This window comes from Bradyrhizobium sp. 132 (assembly GCF_023074185.1).
Lineage (GTDB): Bacteria > Pseudomonadota > Alphaproteobacteria > Rhizobiales > Xanthobacteraceae > Bradyrhizobium.
On record NZ_JADPKY010000060.1, the window covers coordinates 12,478 to 34,819 of the forward strand.

Below are 22,342 nucleotides of genomic sequence, written 5' to 3' on the forward strand. Positions count from 1 at the left end.
CCGCGTTTCCGTCCTCTCACCGTAGGAGCATAGCGGAAAAGAAAAAAGGCCCCCGGAACGTCTCCGTCCGAAAGCCTTCTCTCGTCACGTTTGGCGACTGACAGAGAATCACTTTCACGAATCGCAGTCAAGCGTCTTTAGCGACGGCACCGTTTTGGTGAGCGGATTTTCTTTGCCCGCATGAGGCAAAGACATGCAGTCACACTCCCCAACGACGCCCTTTGGGCGGCGATCGCTGACGCTTGCCCATGTGGCAAGCCAGATGGTCGCAACCGAACGTCCGCCCGAAAAGATCGTCCATAAGTGGAAGATCTTCCACGCCATCTGCACGGCACGGCCGCGCCTTGGCGTGTCGGAGCGCTCGCTCTCGGTCTTGAACGCGCTCTTAACGTTCCACCCCGAGACCGCACTGACGGGGGCAGGCGATCTGATTGTCTTCCCGTCCAATCATCAACTCAGTCGGCGGGCGCACGGCATGCCGGCCTCAACGCTGCGACGTCACCTCTCCGTGCTGGTCGACGCGGGCCTGATCGTTCGGCGCGACAGTCCCAATGGCAAGCGGTATGCGCGCAAGGACAATGCCGGCGACATCGAGCTCGCCTTCGGCTTCGATCTGTCGCCGCTGGTCGTGCGCTCGGAGGAGTTCGAGAGCCTGGCAGCCGATATCGAAGCCGAGGCCCGCGCACTCAAGCTCGTACGAGAGCGCATCACCCTGTGCCGGCGCGACATCGCGAAGATGATTGCAACTGGCATCGAGGAAGCCGTTCCGACGCGAAGGGGAGGGCAGGGGCCTGCCGATTGGCAGGTTGTGCACGCTGCCTTCCGCGGGATCGTCGATCAGATTCCGCGCACGGCTACGCGCCAGGAGCTCGAGCCGATCGCCGACGAGTTGTCTCAGCTTGCCGATGACGTACTCAATCTTCTGGAAGAACACATCAAATCCAAGAATCCGGGCGCCAATGAGTCCCACTCTGAGCGCCACATACAGACTTCAAATCCAGATACCCCGATTGATCTTGAACCTGTCTTCCGAAAAGGCAGGGCGGCGGGAGCGGAGCCCAAACCTCAACCGTCGCGAGTCGGGGAGGGGGCCTATCCGTTGGGAATGGTTCTGAGTGCGTGTCCAGACATCGTCGATTATGCGAAGGGTGGGGTTTCGAACTGGCGCGATTTCCTCGCTACCGCGGCCGTTGTGCGATCGATGCTGGGCATCAGCCCAAGCGCCTGGGAGGAGGCGCAAAAAGTCATGGGCGAGGTGCCCGCAGCCATCGTCGTCGCGTGCATCCTGCAGCGCGGGACGGCGATCAATTCCGCCGGCGGTTATTTGCGCGGTCTGACGCGAAAAGCCGAGGTCGGCGAATTTTCGCTTGGGCCGATCCTGATGGCGCAGATCAATTCTCGCCGCCGAGACAAGCAGCGGGCGTGAGGCGATGAGGCGATGAGGCGCCGCCCAAACCTTACGTTTCTCGTGGATCGAAGAGGCCAGTCCAACCGGCTGCTGCGGTGTCGACGCAAGCTGTTCGCAGAGATCGTCTTGGCAAAACACCACCTGAATCCTTAGTCTGTTTTTCCAGCCTCGTCATGGAGGCGCCGCTGAGCAGCGGATGCACGTGCACGGTTAGCGGACCCGGGGCCGAGCCCTGGGGACGCTAATCCCGTTGGATGGGAGATGGTCGAGCACGCGGTTCTGCGACAACAGACATTCGCGTCTGGTGCAACTTAGATGGGCGCGTGCTACGGGCGCCACCATCCATCAGCAAGGAGCAGAGCGGTGGCTACATGCTAAGTGCCCGGTATTTCAAAGTGCCAAACGAATCAGCGCGGCCGAGCTCCCGACAGATTTTGCACTGTCCGAGGACCATGATCTCATGCCAACGGAGAATGGCGGCATAGCTGAGGCAGCCGGGGTGGATGCACTGCCGCAAACGATAAAGAGATGCCTCTCGAGTCAAAGAGGGGAAAGCCCCTTTCATAAGGACTTTGGCACGCGCTTCGCCGAATATTTCGTCTGCTCGCGGGTTCGCCCTGGTTCGAGCAAATCCTGAAATTAGAAGTCATCCGCCAGGCCGCAATTCCCTACATCGATCCTCTCGATAATCGCCAACACACGCCGTTCATGTGTGTCGAGCGAATTTACGGAATCGAACTGCTCGCCGATGCTCCGTTTGAAAACTGGCTGCCTATTCGGCTTGACCTCGAAGTGAGAGGCCTTGGGCGGTGGCAGCGCGAACTGTCCATTTGTGTGCCCAAGGAGGAGGTGAAACGGCCGTCTTTGCAGGAATTGATGGCCGGTCCTCTTGATCCGATATAGTCCTGAGAAGTGGAGGCGCCTTGGCGATGATCAGTGTCGGGTACGAGCGAGCGGAGCGTGTTTAGCTAATTTTCCTTCTTTTCCACTGACGTACTGCGCGAAGGAATATGGCAGCCGGCGATTGCGAGACGCCGCAGCAATTGCCAACGTTGGAGGGAGCATTTCTGAATGACGGAAGCAGGCGGACCGGCGAACCAGGCCGGAATTTTCTTCCAGAACACGATAGCGGCCTTATATCTCGGCCGGATGGTGGACCTTCGGTCCCGTGCAAGACGGGATCGAGTCCTGCATGTGCGCATGGAAGCACCTGAAGCCGTCGACGACATTGTGGTGCTACTTGGTGACGGATCGCGACGCTACATCCAGGCGAAGCGTTCGTTGGACGTTTCATCCGACGCCTGGGGCCGCGTATGGCAGCAGTTTTGCGAGCAATTGGCTCGGCCTACAACGGCACTTGAGGATCGCCTGCTTTTGGCTTTTGGAGAGCCGTCAAAAATAGCCGCGGACCTGGAAGAATGCTGCCGCCGAACAACCGACGCCGTAGACCACGAAGAATACATTACGAAGCGGCTCAACGAAGGGCAACGCTCGCTGTTCTCCAAGATCGAAACCGCACTCGCGGATTACGCCGTCACCGCCGACGACATTCGCGCGTTGCTTTCGCGCGTCGATGTGGAAGTCTATTCTCACGCCTCGATAGAGCGTGATCATGCACCGTTATGGATGCCGGATTCAAACCGGGATCCCTCGTCGCTGCTCGCTCTACTCCGCGACATGGTCGGCGGGGCTTCAATCGTGCGGGGAACCTTCGAGCCTGCGAGGCTCATGGAACGACTAACGAGCGAGGGAGTGGTGATCGGCGAACCCCACGGATGGGGAGCCGATAGCTACCGCGGCGTCTTGACGGGCAAGGCAGTGATCGAGGTTCCCGGTACCGGTGTCGTCAAGCCGATCGACGAGACGTTTATTTGGCCCCGCGCTCATCGGTACGATCGTTCTCACCGCGCAGACTTCGATGACGAGGTGCCGAATCCCTGGTTTGGCCTCCGGCCGGACTCCGTGGACTTGTCGAATTTTCCGTCGGCCGGGTTCGACCGCGTCGTGGTCGTATCAGGCCCAGGATTCGGCAAAAGCACTTTGTGCCTGTCGTTGGCCAAATCGGCGGCAGGGCGCGGACTGCTTCCCGCGATCATCTCCGTTCATGAACTGTCAAAGCAAGAAGGCGGCATCGGCCGTTTTCTTCAGGACCAACTCAATGCGGAGTTCGAAGTCTCCGTTGATTGGACTAGGGCCGCGGAAACGGGGCTATTGGTGCTCTTCTTCGACGGGCTAGATGAAGTCTCGATCGACCGTCGCGCCGTCATGCTCGAGCGTGTCAAGACTTTCTCGCTACGCTATCCGGCCGTGCCGTGGCTTCTGACTGTTCGCGACGCCGCGGCGCTAGCGGCGCCGACGGACGCAATGCTTGTTGAATTGGACGCGCTGGATACCAACGATATTGGCAGGTATATTTCCTTCTACCGCCCGAACGAGGCTGGTTTTAGAGAACGATTGCAGCAAGCATTCACGGCTCGTCCCGATCTGGAGCGGCTGACCCGCATCCCGCTTTTCCTCGCCATCCTGCTCTGTTCGGGACTTGAAGTGAGCGAACTTCCGTCGAAGCGGACCGAGTTGCTCGAGCTTTATCTTGGTCTGCTGTTCCGTCCGGAGCAGTTCAAGGGAACGATTAGTGCCGGGGTCGATCCGGCCGCGCTGCGGCCTATCGCAGAGTTAATCGCTTACGATTCTTTAGAGCGCGAAGAGATCGGCGTCGACGCGCGGCGTTTGGAAGCTTCGGTTCGAAACGCTCTCGGAGCAGGTCAGCCCGTGCAGCCCGCGCTAGACAGGCTGATCACATGCGGCGTGCTCCGCCCGAGTGGACCCGCTCGTTTCGTGTTTCCATTCCCTGTGGTCCAGGAATACCTCGCTGCATGTTACATACTGGATTTTCGCATGGAAGGAATCTCCGGCCGTCTATCTTCGGCATCGAAGAGGCCGTGGGCACAGACGCTTCAGTTCGTGCTCGAACGGCATCCGCATCCGATCCCGCTGGTCACAAACTTCCTGGCACAGGAAGACGACGCGTTCGGTACCGGGATGCGCCTCATGGCCCGCTGTGTCGCGAATGGTATGAGCGTCGCGCCGTCGCTGAAAACTGAACTCACGCGGCGATTGTGTCGACTATGGCCTTCAGCCGCTTGGCGGCTGGGTGGTCGGGTCGGAGCCCTGATTGCCGCCGCCTTCTGTGATCCAATGATTCATGAATTGCGCGCGTTGTTGTCCAACCGTTGGCTCCTGCACCATGGGGCCGGGACCATCGTCGCACAGATCAAAGCCCCAGATCTGACCCGTTCGATTCTCGCGGATTTTCTTACAGGAGATATCGATAATCTGCTTAATCTTGGCGAGATGCAGCCTGCAGTGAGCGCACTCGGTAATGAAGCTCTCGACATGTATGTCACTCGTGCCCGTCGCGACGGTGCGTCCGAAAAGGACCTAGAGGCTATATCTTCGCTCATCGGACATTTAGATCCGACACAGCTGTCCGATGAGTGTCTGCTGGCTGTCGCGCTTGACGAGCGCTTGCCGATCTACATGCGTCTGGAAGCCTTCGGCCTTCGTTCCACACCGGTGGACCCTCGAGCGATGCTGCTCGTCCAGACCGCACTGGGAATGCCGGGATATCACACACCCTCCGTCGCCGTCGAAGTCATCATGAAACTGAAGGATCCCGGCTCGTCTCTAAGGGACGCCTTGATGCGGTCCGACCTGGAGATGAAGGAGAAACTTGAGCTTTTAGGCTATCTGCCGCGTAGACTTCTCCCGGCACGAAAGGCCGAAATCTGTCGAACTCTCGCTCAAGAAGACGGCATCCCTGGCGAATTACGCCGGCGACTATCGATCTTTGCAGCACGATATGGCGACGCGGATTCGATGTGCGGCTTGGTCGCGGCAGCGGACCGGCTCCCGATCAAGGATCTCCGCGCGACGATTGCTATCTTCGGTCATCATCGGTCCCGATCGCTGGTCGAGACCTTGATACGACGCCTCAAGGACCGCACTTTCTCTCCATCGGATAGGGCGGGATTGACCAGCAGCATCGTGCTTGGAATGACAGGCCTTTTTCAAATGGACATGTTCGAGGGAGGAGTGATCGATGCTGCGCCGCTGCACCCGGGCGCTGACCTCTTCCTGCCGCTGCTGGAGGAGTGGACGGCCATGGAAGACTATGAACCGATCGACGGGCTAAACTTGGCCGAGGGATTCGCGCGATTTGGATCCGAGGACGCCTTGTCGGCGATCGAGCGGAGATTGAACCAGGTGCTTGGTTCGAACGATATCGATCTTCTAGATTCGGACACGGCAGCACACGTTGGGCATGCACTGACGACGTTGCGTGAAAGACAGCATCTTCTGCCGCTTCCATTTCTCGAGAGAGTGGTCGCCCGATGTTCCTACAACGGGGCATCCGGAGCCGTCTCTATGATCGCCGCGCACGGCACGCAAACCGCGCTAGATGTATTGCTGGAAATCCACACGGGCGCCACCATCTCGCTCAAGGGAGCGGTTATGGATTCGTTAGAAACGCTGGCGGGCCGGTTGGGCGTGCGAATTCGGCTGACAAGCAAGGGCAGACTTGAAGCAGCAACAATTTGAAGTAGCGAGAAATCGAAAATACGACTAGGAAGTGGGATGAACCTCCGGCGTTAGTGCGCGCCACAAAGCAGTACGTTCTAATCTCGATCCGAAGACTCCCTTTGTGGGTCCTGTCCTTGGTCCGAGGACAGCGGACGAGGGCGAATCCGTGTGAAAAGTCAAGACGTTGTTATATTGCTGAAGCTCGTGAGCCTTGAGCAGGCCAAAAATGAGGGCGACGCGCATCTTGGGGAGGCTGCGCATAACGATGACCCGTACTCAGTACGCAGCCTGGAATCAGCCCTTGGTATCAGCAAGACAGAGGTCAATGCGTCGATTAACCGGAGCATTTCGTCGGGACTTGCGGTCAAAGATCGGGAAACCGGCCAGGCAAAGCCCAACCGCCGCAATCTCTATAATTTCGTGGTGCACGGATTGAAGTTCGTTTTCCCGGCTAAACCGGGTGCGATGACCCGCGGCATCCCCACCGCCTTTGCGGCCGCCCCGCTTAAAAATCTTCTGCTCAGCGCAGGAGAGTACATTTACGTCTGGCTGTACGCCAAAGGCAAAGACATGGGGCAGGCGGTAGACCCGCTGTTTAAAAGCGTACCCCAGGCCATTCAAAAAGACGATCGCCTGTACGAGTATCTGGCCCTTATCGATGGTGTCAGGCTTGGAAATCAAAGGGAGGCTGGGCTCGCGGCCGAGCGTTTATCGGAAAGGCTTCTCAGAAAATGACCACCGTTAACGGCCAATTGCTTCATATGTTGCAAACGGTCGCGCCGTCTTTGGGAGATGAACTGCGCGAGCGGCTGGTGTTTGTTGGCGGTTGCACAACAGCCCTTTTCATTACGGACGAGATCGTGCTCGAAGCCGTTCGGGCAACCGATGACGTGGATCTGATCGTTGATCTCGTCGGACATGCGCAATGGGCTCAACTGCAAGACGAGTAGCGTCAGAAGGGGTTCGTGGAATCTCCGGAAGACGAGGTCATTTGCCGTATGCGGCTCGGCGACCTCAAAGTCGATTTCATGCCGGATGATGAAAGTATTCTCGGCTTTAGCAATCGCTGGCACGCCAAAGGCATCGAGACGGCGGTCACGTGTCACCTGAACGAGACATTGAACATCAAGCGCCTCACGCTGGAACTGTTCGTGGCGACAAAGTTGGAAGCATATCTCGGCCGCGGCAACGACGATCTCCTCGGCAGCCGTGACATCGAGGACATCCTTCTCGTCGTTGACGGGCGAGAGGAACTCGTGGCTGAAATCCAAAACGCAGACGATGATGTTCGCTGCTACATTGCAGAGAAGTTCAAAGCGCTCTTAGGTCATGACGATTTTGATCATTTTCTCGACGGCAATATCAAGGGACCTGAAGGCCGGGTCGATATTGTACGAGAGCGCTTTGTCGCCATAAGCCAGAGCGATGCTGGCGAGCGAGAGGGGAATGGAGATCAATTGGCGCAGTGAGCAAGGAAAGAGGACGCGCGGTAACCGGGATTGCGGGGGAGTCGGAGTGCGCGCCGATGCCGTGTTATGTCTCCTTCACGACGGTTCAACCTCTGCCCAACAAGCGGCGACCTTGCCCGCCAGATTATCCGCGATGTCATAGACTGGTGCGTCGCCACAGACGAAGCCGCAATGGCAGAAAGCCTCAGCCGGCAATTGCGCCGCACTCATCGCAGTTTATCTCGGCGATTTCCGCGAGACAGCGTGAGCTACGTGCTCGCCCAACGTGGTGAACCAACGCCTGCGACTCGCCTCGGTTTCGCCCGCGCTGCTCGAGGTCTATGCCGACGAGGATGTCGCTCGAGCAGTTGATGGCCTTCGCCGTCACCGCGGATCACGGCCGCCAGGAGCAGGTCTGGCAGACCATCTCCGGCTCTTGGCAGAAAGAGCCTTATCAGATCCGCCGCATGCTGACGGAGAAGTCGGTGCGCGCCTCCGACCGTCGCGCCATGTTTGTTGGCCTAGATGCCTGCGAGGCGGCCGGTGGCGTGGTGCTGCGCAACCCGTTCCAGTCCGACGACGGCGGCTGGCTCGAGGACGTCGCTCTGCTCGACGGTCTGGTCGCTGAGAAGCGAAAGGCAGAGGCGGAAACGATCGCCGCCGAAGGCTGGAAGTGGATCGAGCTCCCAGGGTGCGAAGCTCATAGGCCAGTACGACAGCTCAGCGCTTTGTCGCTGGGTGGCATCCGACCGCTCGCCTGGACCTGCGCAGCAACACGCGCTTAGCCCTACGTATCTCGCGGCCGAGAAGTCGATTGGATGACTCCAGTTCTCAGGTGATCCATCGTGAAATCCGAACCTTGCCATCGGATTACTTGATCTCCGTCACCAAACGATTGCGTCCCAACGATACTGCGTCGGCCGCACAAATGCTGACCTCCAGTGGATAGGGACAATGACACTCTCAGAAACGAACTTTCGCTTACTTCGAACAATCAAGAATGTTGTTTTGACTCTTGCGTCGGCGTCTCTCGCGTCGAGTGGGGCACGAGCTGCTGACCTGCCAGCCAAAGCCAGAGCAGTGGAGTACGTGAAGGTTTGCTCACTGTACGGCGTCGGCTTCTACTACATCCCTGGCTCGGACACTTGCATGAAGCTTGGCGGATATCTGCGCACTGACTTTGTCGCGAATAGCAACAGCGATTTTGACCCGGCCGCCAATGGCGTAGCGGGAGCACGCAACCGTTTAAGCAACAGCTACACTTGGCGCGCTCGTGAAGGACTGAGCATCGACACGCGCACCGCGACTGAGTACGGCCTCGTTCGCACCTATTTCTCGGGCGTGTTCACCTGGACGTCGGGCGGCTATACTGGCGCCGGCACGAGCGCCGTCAATGGGGCGACCGCTTACACAACGTCGACCGCTTCACAGGTCGCTGGTGGTTCGCTCGGCGTCTACTCCGCCTTTATCCAGTTCGCAGGCTTTACGATGGGTAAGGCCGTCTCACAGTTCTCGGCGCCCTGGACCAACTATCCAGGCAACGAGTTCGATGATCTTCCGGGCGGCGGCGGATGGGTCACGGGCGTGAACCAGTTCACCTATACCGCTGACTTCGGACAAGGCATCACGGCTGCTTTCTCAGCCCAGGATCAGGTCGCCTACGGCACGACCAATATCTGGAATGTAAGTGGAGCAACGGCGGCCGCTCTCGCGACCGGTGCATATGGTACTAACAACATCGGCGGTTCATCGTCTCCAGATCTCGTCGCGATGGTTCGTATTGACCAGGCGTGGGGTCTCTTCCAGGCGTCGTTCGCGGCGCATGACAACCATGCTGGGTACTACGGTGGCGACGAAGCGACCGGGCATCCGGACGACAAGTGGGGCTGGGCTGCTGCTTTGGCCTTGTCAATCAAGAACATCCCGACTGGACCCGGTGACACGATCAACGTGTCAGGCGCTTATACCAACGGCGCGACCCGCTACAACTTCAACGACTTGATGCCAACCACCTACGCGATGTACGGCGGCACGGGGCTGGCAGGTGCTTATCAAAGCGTCGGCCTGGCGGGCTTGTCTGACTCCGTGTTCGTTGCCGGTGCGGGCCAGGAGCTAACCAGGACGTACGGCTTCCATGCTGGTTACACACACAACTGGGATCCTCATTGGAATAGTGCCATCTACGGCGGCTCGGGCGCCGTTCGGTATAACAACGCAGCGAAGGGCTACATCTGCGGTGCATTCGTAGCCAACCTTGCGCTGTCGAGCGGCAATGCTGGCTGTAATCCTGATTTCAACTATGGGGTTGTCGGCGTCGTCACGCGCTGGACACCGGTCAAGAACCTGACCTTCACGGCAGATCTCGCCTACACCATGCTTGACCAAAAGTACGCGAGCGGAAGTACAGTGACACTGCCTGTGCAGTCTGCGGTCGCCAAGCCGGCGGCTCTTTACGAATTGAAAGATCAGAGCACGCTGACCCTGCTCTTGCGGGCTCAGCGGAACTGGTGAGGCTCTGTCTAAACCAGCGGAAGGAGAGAAGAGGGCTCAAAGAACGAAGTTAACCTCCAAGGAGGCCTCCGGCATGCCCGCCGGGGGCCTTCTGCAGGTGCTCCTTTGTCACGTAGGGACGCCGCCGAGCCGGCGAGAGGATGAGAAGACGATGGAGAATCGGTCTTCCCGGCGCATGCGAACCCGCCAACCTGGCATCCGGGCCAGAAGCCGGATGCTGCCAAACCCTGACGCTCGTCCGCAAAGTGCAAGGCACGGACTTCCCTCGAAACCAGCGACGGTTTATCTTTGCACTGCAACTCTTGGAGCGCGGTCAGCGCGTCATGCAAGGAAAGATAGTTTGCGCTATCTATTCGAAAACTTCGTTTTAGATACCGACCGGCGTGAGCTCCGGCGAGGACTTGACTTGGTCCCGACAGCCCCGCAGGTCTTCGATCTACTTGATCATTTGATCAGGCATAGGGAGCACGTAGTCACCAAAGACGATTTGATCAGCGCGGTTTGGAATGGACGCATCGTTTCGGATGCCGCGCTGACAACCCGCGTGAATGCCGCTCGGGCCGCGATCGGGGACAATGGCGACAAGCAACGCCTTATAAAGACATTGCCGCGCAAAGGCTTCCGCTTCGTTGCCACGGTGCACGAGGGTCAAAGCGCCGACACAGGGTCATCGAACTCGGCGCTGAACGAAGACACAGCACAACGGCCATTCTCACCGGCTCACCTTTCAATCGTTGTTTTGCCTTTCACCAATCTTAGCGGTGATGCAGAGCAAGAGTACTTCGCAGATGGCGTCACTGAGAGCCTTACCACCGACTTATCACGGATTAGCGGTTCGTTCGTTATCGGCCGGCACACCGCCTTCACTTACAAGGGCAAGTCAATCGACCTCCAACAAATTGGTCGCGAACTCAATATCCGCTACGTGCTCAAGGGTTCGGTGCAACGAGGTGGAGCCCGCCTTCGAGTCAATGTGCAGCTGATGGACGTGGATAGTAGCTGCTATTTGTGGGCCGATCGTTTCGACAAACCCGTCGCTGACCTGTTGGAAATGCAAGACGAAATTGTGAACAGACTTGCCCGAGCTCTCGATGTCCAACTGGTTGCCGCAGAGTCACGTCGCGCGGCAACAAGGTTGCATCCCGATGCGGCCGATCTCTACTTCCAGGGCCGCTATTCCTTCAACAAGGGATTGACACCCGAATACCTCGCAGAAGCTCGCGGCTTTTTTGAACAAGCCCTCGCTATTGATCCCGATCATATCGATGCCTTGAGCAGGACGGCGACAGTCGAGGCCGCACTTGGAGTGTTGTTCTTAACCGATAACCCCCACGAACATCTGGCAGCAGCAGAAACAAAGGTGATAAGGGCTCTGTGTCTTGCTCCCGACCATGCATGGGCGCATCTCACCTTGGCCATCGTTCTTATCTGTACCAATCGCGTACGCCTGGGCATGGCAGAGTGCGAGCGAGCCTTGGCGCTGGATCCCAACTTGGCTGATGCTTACGAGATGCTGGGCGTTGCGAAGAATTACATGGGTCGCGCCGCAGATACTGAGACCCACATCAATGAAGCCCTGCGGCTCTCTCCTCGCGATACCTCCGCGTTTCGATGGATGAATACGGCGGGCTTTTCCAAGCTGGTGATCGCTGCCGACGCTGAAGCAGCCGTCTGGTTTGCTCGAGGTATCGAAGCCAACCGAAATTATCCGCTCCTGCATTTTGGGTACGCTGCAGCGCTTGCGCTTCTCGGAAGGTTAGATGAGGCGCAGGTCGCGGCGAAAAGGGGACTTGCGCTCGATCCAGGGTTCACCATCCGCCGCGTCAAAGAGGCTCCAATGATCGGCGAGCCGGCGTTCGTCGCAGGGATCAAACGCTTCGTCAAAGGGATGCATATCGCCGGAGTACCGAAAGGATAATCGCAGCGACTACTGTTTGCGCAATCGCTTCGATGAGTACGCCGACTTCCGAGACGGCAAAGAGGTTCAGTTCGGGTCGACAACGGCCTCGGTCGCGTCCGAGCTGGGCGAAAAGCAGACGTGAGGCAGCGGTAACGGACCGGATAACAGGGATTGTGAGGCAGCGGCTTTCCTCCACCGACGGTCCCGTCAAAGCGAGGAAGCTCTATAAGAGCAATTCCCACCCCGGTTAACGCTGTGAACTGTTGCGAGTCGACGGGGCTCATTCGGCTCGCGTCTTCGAAGCTCCGGATTGCTTCCTCCGGCTGTTCCGCAATCTTGTCGATCCAGCCTCTGTAGCTCCACGGAGACATGAACTGGCTTGAGCACCGACCGTATGATGACCATCTCATTATCAGCCTGACATCGTCGGCTGAAAAAGCCGAAATTGATGCAGGCGTCGCCAACGTGTCCGGTTGACGCTAAACGCAGTAGCCGAACGGCTTCCTTTCGTTCAAATTGAGGGTCGATGGCGTGTTGTGAGCGATCACGAACCGCGATTTGATCACCGAGATCCCGGTCGTCATCTCCTCAACGATCCCTCCGCGAAGTGCGCCTGCTCGGATCGTCAGACATCGTCGCGAGCGGCAGCATGGCGATGGAGGGCTTGTCCGGTGCCGCACCGGCGCCCTCGGGCGCATCGTCCGGGCTCGCAGCCTCTCGCCCCTGCCGGACGGCGTTCGGGCGGTTGTCAGCGCCGCGTCAGATACGCTGCCCTTCCCTATGGTTTTGATGAGGTCGTCCGTGCTGACAACCCGCTCCCGTTTCGGATCAGATAATCGGCAAACCCAAATGCCTGGGGTGCAACGAAGACGGCGTCCATCTCGATGCAGCCCGAGCCTGTGACGAATACGATGCGTCAAGCGGCCTCCGATGGTGAAGGCCTGTAGCACCAGCTGGAGCGCAAAGAATATGCCGTTGGTAAGGAAAATGTAAGCCGAACGTTAAGCGCGCTGGCTGACGCACTGGTATCGTCGCTGCACAAGAACGCCATCGAAGGAGATGGGATGAGTACGACGTGCGGTGCAACAAGTTCGAGGCAGACCCGCCCGCTACGAGAACTGCCAGGAAAGCGGATCGTACGAGCTATCCAGCCTGTCCCAAGCGGCTGCAAGATGCTGAATTTCGACCTTGCGAACTGCACTATCAAGTCGCGAAGGTCCCGATCATCTAGTCGGATCACCATGGCGATGCTGTGCATCGCAAGCACCTTGCTATTCGCGACGGAAGGCAAAGCCCAATGCACGGCCCGAGATGGCCTGCAGAAGCAACTGAAGCTTAGGACGCCTCTCACAGCCAGCATGCCGCACATTGTAGTCAAATCGGCCTTCGATGTTCCGGTTTGGCGAACCATTGCAGTAGGGACGTTTTCGGATCCGTTTGCCCTCAGCAATGCATTGGATGCGGTAGGTTGCGGCATCGGACGTTCGGCCGGCGAAGTTCTCGCGCGACCTTCATTTTCACTCAGCGCAGCGAGAGCAAACGTGGAGCTTTTCGCAGTGTCGGCGGCTGAACTTGGCTTTCAGACCGATACTGCGTCGCTTGCGGACATTTATGCACGCGCCCAAGAGTTGGGATTTGGGTTGGTCGCAGCGGAGGTGGGTCCACAGTTGAGGCTTCAATACTTTGACCAACCGATCGGTGAATTTTTGATCCTTGGAATGGAGCCAATCAGGACGTGGAAGGGCGAGCCCGTCATCTTAACTGTAGCTAATGGCGGAGCAGGGCTAATCCTTATCGGTCAAGACGGCAGCGCGGACGCACAAATATCTATTATCTCACGGTTTCTGTTCGTGCGGTCCATTGAGGCCGCACCAGCCAATGGAGAGGGCCAGGCCCCACTCGTGGTCCATCGCTGAGTTTGCTGCCACTGCTCGTCCGACCTTGAAGCGGAAAAATAAGTCACTGATTATCGAAATGTAAGCCGGCAGTTAAGCGCGCCAACTCATATTCCGGCAAGGTGCCTGATGAAACGGCAGGCGGATACACGAAATGAGCACGATTCAACAGAGCGCAGGGCTGGAGCGGGCAACTGCAAAACGGCCGGCATACAGCCCGCTGGAGGTTTACTGGGATGCATTTCTGGAATGGCGTAGACGCAAGAGGCTCCGGCAGCAACTTGACCTCTTGAGCGAGAGAGAACTGTTGGACGTCGGTATCTCACGCGAGGAGATTGATTACCTCGTTTCCAGTGTTCTTGACGGGCCCGATCTTCGCTGTCCGCATTCCATAGGCGAGGAAGCGCGGTGACTGATGATCATGGAGCGGATCAGTAAGAGGTACCTGGTGAAGCATGCTGCCGTGGCCTGCTTGCTCCTGTTCGCGAACGCGGTGCTTGCTCGTGATGACGGTCGTTACGCAGACTCACCTTTGAAGCACTGGTTTGAGAGCTTGCAGAGTGAGTTTGGGCAATGCTGCACGAATGCAGATGGATACATCGTCTCTGGCGCGGATTGGGAGTCTTATCGCGGAAGTTATCGTGTTCGCTTGAATGGCGAATGGGTCTCGGTGCCTGATGGTGCCGTTATCACGCAACCAAACCGGGCAGGGCGCACGATGGTTTGGACGTATTTCATCGACGGGCATCCGCGCGTTCGCTGTTTCATGCCGGGCACGATGATGTGACCCCCGAGAGTGCCCCGGCGCGGTCACCGGAGTCGTGGCACCGCCCGAATGAGCAGAGTAGGTCGATCCGAACAACCGGTCTATTGCGCGGCGCGTCGCTCAGTCCGGTACGCCTGTGACGCGGAGCGCCTGCGCGATGTTTTCAACGCACTTGCATCGAACGCGCGCCAACCATTAGGGCTTTCTCGACCCGTCCAGACGCACCAAATCAGACCTGGGTGATACGGCGGCTTTCAAACGGCGTTGAAGGACCGGTTTCTTGGTCCAGGCGAAGGGCCGAGCTTCGCCATTGTAGGCTTTGCTCTCACCTTCAAGAAAAGCGGGTGCTGGTGAGATCTTCAAGCAAGTTGGAATGCTGCTGCGACAATCTTATGCCGTCTCCGCAAGGGCGGTCTTCTTACAAAGACGGACGAGCCACCGGCAAAAAGCGCGAGACATTTCGGGATTATCGCCTCGGTCGACAGCATAGGCGCGATACTGCATGCCGCTGGGAGTGCGCGATCGTGGAATCACATTGAGAGCTCCGCCACGTACCAGGTCACTTACAATGATTTCGGGCGCGACCAGAAGACATTTGCCCGTCATCACCGCCGGCAAGGCAAGGTAATTGTGATCATATCGCGCTCCCGATTTTATATCCTTTGGAGTCAGGTTCATGGCCCTCAGCCATGTCGGCATTATGTCAGGCCGGGATGTGATGTTCAGGATGGGTACTGTGCGAACAACCGGGAGGCTCTTGCCATCGACGTGATTTGGTGAGCCCACACATACGAGTTGCTCGTTGTAGATTTCCCAATCATCTGCCGGCTCGATGACGGAAAGATCCCGTGTGATCAAAATGTCGTAATCGTCGGACGACGTCGGTTGCGAAAGTGAACTAATCACATCCACAACTACGCCGCCCATTTCATTAGAAAAAGCTTGGAGATTTGGAATTAGAAAGGCGTAAGCGAAAGTCGAGAGTGACGTGCGGACTACAATCCGATTGGTGTCCCGACGATTCCGTCGGCGCATTCTCTTGGCGGTGAAGCAAACGGTATCTAGCGGTTCTGCAACCGTGTTCGCAAAAAGCCGCCCGAATTCCGTCAATTCGCTCCGCCGGCCGCGACGCTGCATGAGGTCACTGCCCAGATACTCCTGCAGCACCGCGAGGTAGCGGCTGACCGAACTCTGGGTCATTCTCAAGGCGCTAGCCGCGCGGGTTACGCTTCCCTCGCGCGCAATTGTGACGAATACCCGGATCGCATTGAGTGGCACTTCATCCGTTTCGGTAGCCATTTTGTGCTCCGGAATTTCGGGCATGCCCGTCAGTTCTCGCAGGAGGGCATTGCCAGAAATCAATAGTCCATCACATTATTCGATGATCGTAGCCGGGTTACTAGATACCAACTGCAGGTCGCGCGCGAAAGCGATTTCGCTCAGACGCGGTGCAATCCGTGCGAACGAGCTCACTTCTAGGTGCGCACATTGGTTTCCAAAGGCGCGACGAAATCGTGCCGTTAAATCGGCTGGCGTGATCGCTCTTTGCGCGGTCCCCCTTCTGGAGGAGAGGGGCGTTTACGGCAATTGGCGAACAGCAAAAACTGCGCCCGAGCAGAGCTCAGACGCAATGACGCCGTCTTGGACAAGAGATCTAGCGAAGGAAGCGAGCTTCGGCCGCCTTGACGCTATCCAAGTTCTGGAGGTCGAAAATCTCCTCGACCGGCAGAATATCCTTGTGGACGTTCTGGACGCCGCCATCGGCAATGATTCGGCGGAAGGTCTCTCTCATCGCAGTTGCAGCAGCGCGGATACCGTAATTGCCGTAGATCATTACGCGGATATTCCCGAGTGCTTTGACCCGCTCGGCGTCCAGATCCGGGTAGGCGTTCGGCACGATCGCTAGCGGCACCGATCCGCCCCAGGCGCGCGAAAAGCTTTCGATCTCTGATGCATCCTTCTTTTTCGAATGGATTAGCACCATTTCGGCGCCGGCCTCTTCGTAAGCTTTTGCTCGGTGCAGAGCTTCCGTTTCGCCAAGACCCGCAATCAGGGCTTCGGTGCGGGCGATTACGAGAAAATGTGGGTCTCGTCTTGTCGCAACAGCGGCCTCGATCTTGCCCTGGAACTCCTCCACGCGAGGCAGTTCCTGGCGTCCGCCAGCCATAAGGCTCGTCACCTTCGGAAAGGTTTTGTCTTCGATCACCACAGCGCTGGCGCCAGCTCGCTCGTATTCGTGAACGGCGTGGATCACGTTGATTGCATTGCCATAACCGGTGTCAATGTCAGCGATGATCGGCAGCGTCGTGCGTCCGGCGATCGAGCGCAGCATGTCGAGATGCTGGGTCATCGAGATCAGGCTCATATCGGGCAGACCGTAAAGCGCGGAGAGTTCGAAGCCCGATGCCCACAAAGCATCGAAGCCGGCCTCTTCGGCCAGCAGAGCCGAAAGTGGGCTATGGGCGGCCATGACATGGATGAGACTGGTTTCGTCCAGGCGAGTACGAAGGCGTTTGACGGAGGACATCGGAAAATCCTTCTTTCGCGGATACGGCTCGCCATCACTGAGCGGGGTCACGTCGGCACCCTGATCGCGCAATTGGGCCGCGCCAGCGGTCATGATCTTAGCTTCTTGAGGGGACGGACGACATCTGAGTCGGTCTTAAACGAGAGACAAGAGTCAGCGCCTAAGTGAAAAGCGGAAATCTTGCCTGTTTCTAATTGCTCTTAAGCGGGCCAACCAATGGTGTGATCGCATTCTTGCGATCTAATGATCAACCATCTCGATGCTGGCGTCGTGTCTCGTTGCACCTCAGAGCTGGTCAAGAAGCTAGGGGGGACATCGTTTCCGCGCGACACTTGATCACTCGAGACCCATGTTGGTTGCGCTAACAGTGAGAGCGCTGATGACGCTTCAGTTGGGCAGCGTCCTCAGCCCAACGGGGAGCGAGCCAGTTCCGAGGAGGCACCTTTCTCTGCCCGGAAGCCTCATGTCATCTCATCTGCGCACGTGAACATCGACTTACTCGATGAATGTCATCGCAGCGTAGTATTTCGCGGCTCTAACGTGGACATGTTTGGCAAGCACGAGATCAGCGATCTTAGTTTTCGGCCTCTGCGAGGATCTGCTGATCACCGCAAGGTCAAGGTTATGCGTTCCGTACTGATTGAAGCGAATTCCGGGAGACGGTGATGACCCGCAGCCATCTGACACGGCGAGAGGCTTTGACTGGTGCGGTCGCAGCAGGCTTGTTGCCGACCGCGAGCACCGCCTGGGCTGAGAGCGCCGGCAAGAAACCGGCCCGGCGGCGATTAAGAGTTGGCATGTCCGGCTTTCCCCGCACGTTTGACCCAGTCATCGCAACCGACACCGCCATTCGGCGGATCATGCCACAGCTGTTTGATAGCCTCATTGGCTTTGACCACGCCAATGGGATGGCGCTGCGGCCGGCATTGGCCGAACGTTGGGAGCGAGTCGATGCGCAGTCGCTGCGGCTGTTCCTGCGCAAAGGCGTGGCGTTCCATGACGGAAGCCCGCTGACTGCCGAAGATGTCGCCTTTAGCCTGGGGCCCGACCACCTGTTGGGACCGGGCCGCAGCGGAATGTCCGATGCGCTGCAGTCGCTGGACCGGATCGACAAAGTGGATATCGTCGATCCCTATACGGTCATTGTCCACGCCAAAGGGAACGACGCACTGCTTGAGCAGCGTCTGGCTTCCTGGGGAGCGGAGATCGCCTGTAAGCGCGCGTTCACCGCCGCGGGCTCGTGGGAGCGCTGGACGGCAGCTCCTGTAGGGAGCGGCCCGTACAAGCTCGTCAATCACAAGCTCGACATCCATGTCACGTTGACTGCGCACGATGCATATTGGGGCGGACGGCCACCATTTGAGGGCGTCGAATATCGCATTATCCCCGAGCTTTCCGCGCGCGTGAACGGCCTTCTTGCCAACGAGCTCGACCTCATCACTGACATCCCACCGGATCAATTCGAGCGTATCGAGAAGCGCGCCGATCTCCAGATCTCGGGCGGGCCAGTACAGAATATCCGCTCGCTCGTGCTCGACCAGAACGATCCAGTGCTGAAAGATGTGCGGATCCGCCGTGCGATGAGCCTTGCGCTCGATCGCAAGCTCTTGATCGAGAGCCTGTGGGCGAACCGTCTGCCGATTCCGAATGGCTATCAACTCGCGAGTTATGGCCAGGGCTACATCGAGGATTTCCCCGCGCTGGTTTATGATCCCGATAAGGCCAAGGAGCTGGTCGCCGCGGCGGGCTATAAAGGAGAGCAGATCATTTATCGGCTCCTCAACAACTACTACCCCAATCAGATCTCTGGCGCGCAAACCATGATCGAGATGTGGCGTGCAGTCGGCCTGAACGTCAAAATCGAGATGATGGAAAATTTCGCGCAAGTTCAGCGCCAGCCGGTGCGGGCGATCTTCGACACTTCCAACACGGCGTTGTTTCTGGATCATCTCGGCCATCCCTGGCGTGAATACGGCCCCAGCGGCACCCTGCCGAAGTCGGTTGGGGTCTGGAAAAACGAGGAGTATTTCGCCTTGGGCGCGCAGCTCCAGGAGACCGCTCAGCCCGAGCAGCGCCGTTCAATCGTCCGCCGCATGCTCGAGATCATCAATGAGGTCGATCCGCCCTGTGTGATTTTGCATGTGTCGGGCCAGTTCTATGGCAAGCGGCGCGACGTACCCTGGTTGCCGGGGCTGACGCTCGATCTCAATTTCGGCCCATTCAACAGCGCGTTGATCCGGACCTGACTCAGGATGACGGACGCGTTCCTGCAATTGCGCGCAGCTCCACCTCGTGGGCTGCCCCGTTTCTACAGTCCCTGCGATGCCGCTCGCGTGGAGCAGCCGCGATGACGCTGGCAGGACAGGCAGATCAGATGACACCACTTCTCGAGATTACCGGGTTGCAGGTTGCTTTCGACGAGGCGCCGGTGCTGTGGGGAATCAATCTTAGCCTCAGCCGTGGCGAAGCGCTCGGCATGGTCGGCGAAAGTGGTTGCGGAAAGTCGGTGACATGGCTTGCGGCGCTTGGCCTCTTGGGGTCGCGCGCCCGGACGGCAGGCAGCGTACGCTTTGCTGGCCAAGAGCTTCTCCATGCTCCCGCCCGTCATCTGGAACATGTACGTGGTCGCCGAATTGCAATGATCTTTCAGGATCCGACCAGCGCGCTCAATCCCGTGCGTACCGTGGGCGACCAGATCGGCGAATCTCTGCAACTCCATCGTGGAATGGACAGGCGCAGCGCGCTGAGCGAAGCGCGTCGTCTGCTGGATCAGGTCGGCATTCCCGATGCGACGAGACGGCTTGGCGCCTATCCGCACGAGTTTTCCGGTGGGCAGAATCAGCGGGTCATGATTGCCATGGCGCTTGCGGGACAGCCCGACGTCCTCATCGCCGATGAACCCACCACCGCTTTGGACGTCACTATTCAGGCGCAGATCCTTGAGCTTCTGCAAGAGATTCAACGCGAAAGAGGCATGGCGCTGGTCCTGATCTCCCATGATCTGGGCGTTGTCGCCGAGATCTGCGAGCGCGTGCTGGTCCTTTATGCCGGGCACATCATTGAAGAAGCACCCGCCGTGCGTCTGTTCGACCATCCCACTCATCCATATACACGCGGGCTTGTTGGGGCCCTCCCGAATCTGGACGGGCCTCGGCGGCGCCTCGCCGCCATTCCCGGTGTTGTTCCGAGCCCGGCGGACCTCCCGCCAGGATGTCCCTTCGCGCCACGCTGCGACCTGCGCACGGACCGGTGTGGTGAATGCACTGTCGAATTGACTTCTGTGGACGATAATGCCGACCACAGAATTGCCTGCCTGCATGTCACCGGCCAGCGGTGCAACGATGAGACCGTCGCCGCATGACGATGACCGTCGCACCGCTTCTCCAAGCCGATGGGCTTGTCCGACGATATCCCTTGCGCCAGGGCCTGTTCCGGGGTCACTCGACGGTCCACGCCGTCAATGGACTCTCGCTGTCTCTGGCCAGCGGTGAGACGCTCGGACTTGTCGGCGAATCGGGCTGCGGAAAGTCCACCACGGGCCGGCTTCTCATTGGTCTGGAACGACCGGATGCGGGCACCGTCAGCTTCGGCGGAGAAGAGTTGCCGCCGATAGGCGATATCCGTTGGCGGCATCTCAGGATGCGAATCCAAATGGTATTTCAGGACCCGCTGGGGGCGCTCGACCGCCGGTTGACGATCGGGGCGCAAATCGCAGAACCGCTCGAAATTCATCGGATCGGCAGCAAGTCGGAAAGAGCGCACCTGATCAATACGCTCCTCGCTGATGTTGGGCTCAGAACCGATCACGGCGCGCGCTATCCTCATGAACTCTCAGGCGGCCAACGCCAGCGTGCGGTGTTGGCACGGGCACTCGCGACCGATCCGGACCTCATCGTCTGCGACGAGCCGGGGTCCGCGCTCGACGTCTCGATCCAGGCCCAAGTCGTCAATCTACTCCGTGACCTGCAGGAGCGGCGGCGCATGGCGATGATCTTCATCAGCCATGATTTGCGCGTCGTTCGGCAGATCAGTGATCGTATCGCCGTGATGTATCTCGGCTCGATCGTCGAAGAAGGCTCGCCCGATGCAGTTCTGCGCGCCCCCTTGCATCCGTATTCAAAAGCGCTGGTTTCTGCCGTACCCAGGCCTGGACGGCGTAGCGAGCGGACGATCCTGCAAGGTGATCCGCCCAATCCATCGGCGCGGCCCGCCGGCTGCGCCTTCCATCCACGTTGTCCGGCGGCTCTTCCGGCCTGCGCACGGATTGTGCCCGAGCTCACATCCGTAGGCGCAGGACGCAGGGTCGCTTGCCATTTGATCAACAGGGATGGTCTCCAAGTTGGGAGCGTCGCCTGATGACCCGCTTCATCATGACTCGGGTGGCTCGCGCCGTGCTCACCATAGCGATGGTAGTCACATTCGCCTTCGTGGTTCTGCGAGCCTCTGGCGATCCCGCTCGCGCGATGCTGTCGCCTGAAACGTCGGCCGATGCGGTCGAGGCCTTTCGCAAGGCTTGGGGGCTCGATGCACCACTCTGGGTCCAATACGTAAAATATCTTCTTGCGGTCGTCCACGGAGATCTCGGCCAATCCATGCGGGACGGGCGTACTGCCGCCACGGTTGTTGCCGAACGCATCCCGGTCACGCTGATGCTCACTGCTCCGGCACTCGCCCTCAATCTTCTCCTAGGCATTCCGGCCGGCATCTATGCAGCCCTCAAGCGCGACAGTTTCACTGACCGTCTGGTGATGATGGTGACGGTAGCGGGCTTCACCGTGCCTTCATTCGTGCTCGGGCTCGTACTCGTGCTCGCCTTTGCGGTCGAGCTTCCCTGGTTTCCTTCAGGGGGCGCCGGCAGCGTGCGCCATATGGTCCTGCCGGTGGTCACGCTTGGCCTTGGCGGCGCGGCCGTTCTGGCTCGTTTCACCCGCAGCGCCATGCTCGAGGTGCTCGGGCAAGCCTATATCCGCACGGCGAGTGCCAAGGGTGTGCCATGGCGCAGAGTCGTGACGGGTCATGCCCTGCCCAATGCCGCCATACCAGTGTTGACCATCGTGGGTTTGATGGTAGGCAACTTAATCGCGGGGACGGTGCTCGTCGAAAGCGTCTTTTCCTGGCCGGGAATCGGCAGTCTGCTCGTCGTCTCCGTCGTAAGTCGCGATCTGGCTGTGGTCCAATGCATCTTGCTGCTGGTGGCAGCCGCCATGATCGCGACGAACCTCGCAGTCGATCTCCTTTACGGTATGTTCGATCCGCGTCTGCGCGATACGCGCTCTGCTGGAGGAGCGTAGATGGCGGAAATGTCT

At 58.7% G+C, this 22,342-nt stretch carries 16 protein-coding genes and 1 pseudogene; 15 read left to right on the forward strand and 2 right to left on the reverse strand.

Features of this window, described 5'->3' with window-relative positions; all coding sequences use genetic code 11:
* Window positions 1–193 precede the first annotated feature (193 nt).
* The 11 genes and pseudogenes from repC (at window position 194) to IVA74_RS10425 (ending at window position 14,530) form a co-directional block, all read left to right on the forward strand.
* Window positions 194–1,426: a plasmid replication protein RepC gene (repC, locus tag IVA74_RS10380; protein ID WP_247342480.1), complete on the forward strand. Its 1,233-nt coding sequence runs from the start codon at window positions 194–196 to the stop codon at window positions 1,424–1,426.
* Between the two features lie 1,053 nt (window positions 1,427–2,479).
* Window positions 2,480–6,007: a hypothetical protein gene (locus IVA74_RS10385; protein ID WP_247342485.1), complete on the forward strand. Its 3,528-nt coding sequence runs from the start codon at window positions 2,480–2,482 to the stop codon at window positions 6,005–6,007.
* 150 nt (window positions 6,008–6,157) lie between these two features.
* Window positions 6,158–6,724: a hypothetical protein gene (locus tag IVA74_RS10390; RefSeq protein ID WP_247342487.1), complete on the forward strand. Its 567-nt coding sequence runs from the start codon at window positions 6,158–6,160 to the stop codon at window positions 6,722–6,724.
* Window positions 6,721–6,939, forward strand: a complete 219-nt coding sequence (locus IVA74_RS41140; protein WP_346730934.1) for a hypothetical protein — start codon at window positions 6,721–6,723, stop codon at window positions 6,937–6,939. The genes IVA74_RS10390 and IVA74_RS41140 overlap by 4 nt, the downstream gene beginning before the upstream one ends.
* A gap of 15 nt (window positions 6,940–6,954) precedes the next feature.
* A complete protein-coding gene (locus IVA74_RS10395) occupies window positions 6,955–7,458 on the forward strand; it encodes a hypothetical protein (RefSeq protein WP_346730935.1) in 504 nt (167 codons plus the stop codon).
* A 265-nt stretch (window positions 7,459–7,723) separates the two neighbouring features.
* Window positions 7,724–8,123: pseudogene (locus tag IVA74_RS10400) on the forward strand (DNA-binding protein); the annotation flags it as partial.
* A gap of 268 nt (window positions 8,124–8,391) precedes the next feature.
* Window positions 8,392–9,948 (forward strand): porin, encoded by a 1,557-nt coding sequence (locus IVA74_RS10405; protein ID WP_247342490.1) that lies wholly within the window; start codon window positions 8,392–8,394, stop codon window positions 9,946–9,948.
* Between the two features lie 340 nt (window positions 9,949–10,288).
* Window positions 10,289–11,866 (forward strand): winged helix-turn-helix domain-containing tetratricopeptide repeat protein, encoded by a 1,578-nt coding sequence (locus IVA74_RS10410; protein ID WP_247342494.1) that lies wholly within the window; start codon window positions 10,289–10,291, stop codon window positions 11,864–11,866.
* A gap of 1,223 nt (window positions 11,867–13,089) precedes the next feature.
* The gene (locus IVA74_RS10415; protein WP_247342496.1) at window positions 13,090–13,764 is read left to right on the forward strand and encodes a hypothetical protein; all 675 of its coding nucleotides are present in this window, start codon (window positions 13,090–13,092) and stop codon (window positions 13,762–13,764) included.
* A 133-nt stretch (window positions 13,765–13,897) separates the two neighbouring features.
* Window positions 13,898–14,155, forward strand: coding sequence for a DUF1127 domain-containing protein (locus IVA74_RS10420; RefSeq protein ID WP_247342500.1), 258 nt, complete (start codon window positions 13,898–13,900; stop codon window positions 14,153–14,155).
* Between the two features lie 9 nt (window positions 14,156–14,164).
* Window positions 14,165–14,530, forward strand: coding sequence for a hypothetical protein (locus IVA74_RS10425; protein ID WP_247342558.1), 366 nt, complete (start codon window positions 14,165–14,167; stop codon window positions 14,528–14,530).
* 369 nt (window positions 14,531–14,899) lie between these two features.
* Here IVA74_RS10425 and IVA74_RS10430 read toward each other — a convergent pair whose 3' ends face one another.
* Window positions 14,900–15,808, reverse strand: coding sequence for a LysR family transcriptional regulator (locus IVA74_RS10430; RefSeq protein WP_247282215.1), 909 nt, complete (start codon window positions 15,806–15,808; stop codon window positions 14,900–14,902).
* Between the two features lie 355 nt (window positions 15,809–16,163).
* Window positions 16,164–17,036: an isocitrate lyase/phosphoenolpyruvate mutase family protein gene (locus tag IVA74_RS10435; RefSeq protein WP_346730936.1), complete on the reverse strand. Its 873-nt coding sequence runs from the start codon at window positions 17,034–17,036 to the stop codon at window positions 16,164–16,166.
* Between the two features lie 665 nt (window positions 17,037–17,701).
* Between IVA74_RS10435 and IVA74_RS10440 the strand changes: the two genes are divergently transcribed.
* From IVA74_RS10440 to IVA74_RS10455, 4 genes are all read left to right on the forward strand, one after another.
* Window positions 17,702–19,282, forward strand: coding sequence for an ABC transporter substrate-binding protein (locus tag IVA74_RS10440; protein WP_247342507.1), 1,581 nt, complete (start codon window positions 17,702–17,704; stop codon window positions 19,280–19,282).
* Between the two features lie 128 nt (window positions 19,283–19,410).
* On the forward strand, window positions 19,411–20,397 hold the full coding sequence (locus IVA74_RS10445; protein WP_247342561.1) for an ABC transporter ATP-binding protein: 987 nt from the start codon (window positions 19,411–19,413) through the stop codon (window positions 20,395–20,397).
* The gene (locus tag IVA74_RS10450) at window positions 20,394–21,392 is read left to right on the forward strand and encodes an oligopeptide/dipeptide ABC transporter ATP-binding protein (protein WP_247342510.1); all 999 of its coding nucleotides are present in this window, start codon (window positions 20,394–20,396) and stop codon (window positions 21,390–21,392) included. The genes IVA74_RS10445 and IVA74_RS10450 overlap by 4 nt, the downstream gene beginning before the upstream one ends.
* Window positions 21,392–22,327 (forward strand): ABC transporter permease, encoded by a 936-nt coding sequence (locus IVA74_RS10455; protein WP_247342512.1) that lies wholly within the window; start codon window positions 21,392–21,394, stop codon window positions 22,325–22,327. Before IVA74_RS10450 ends, IVA74_RS10455 begins: the two co-directional genes overlap by 1 nt.
* Window positions 22,328–22,342: the final 15 nt, after the last annotated feature.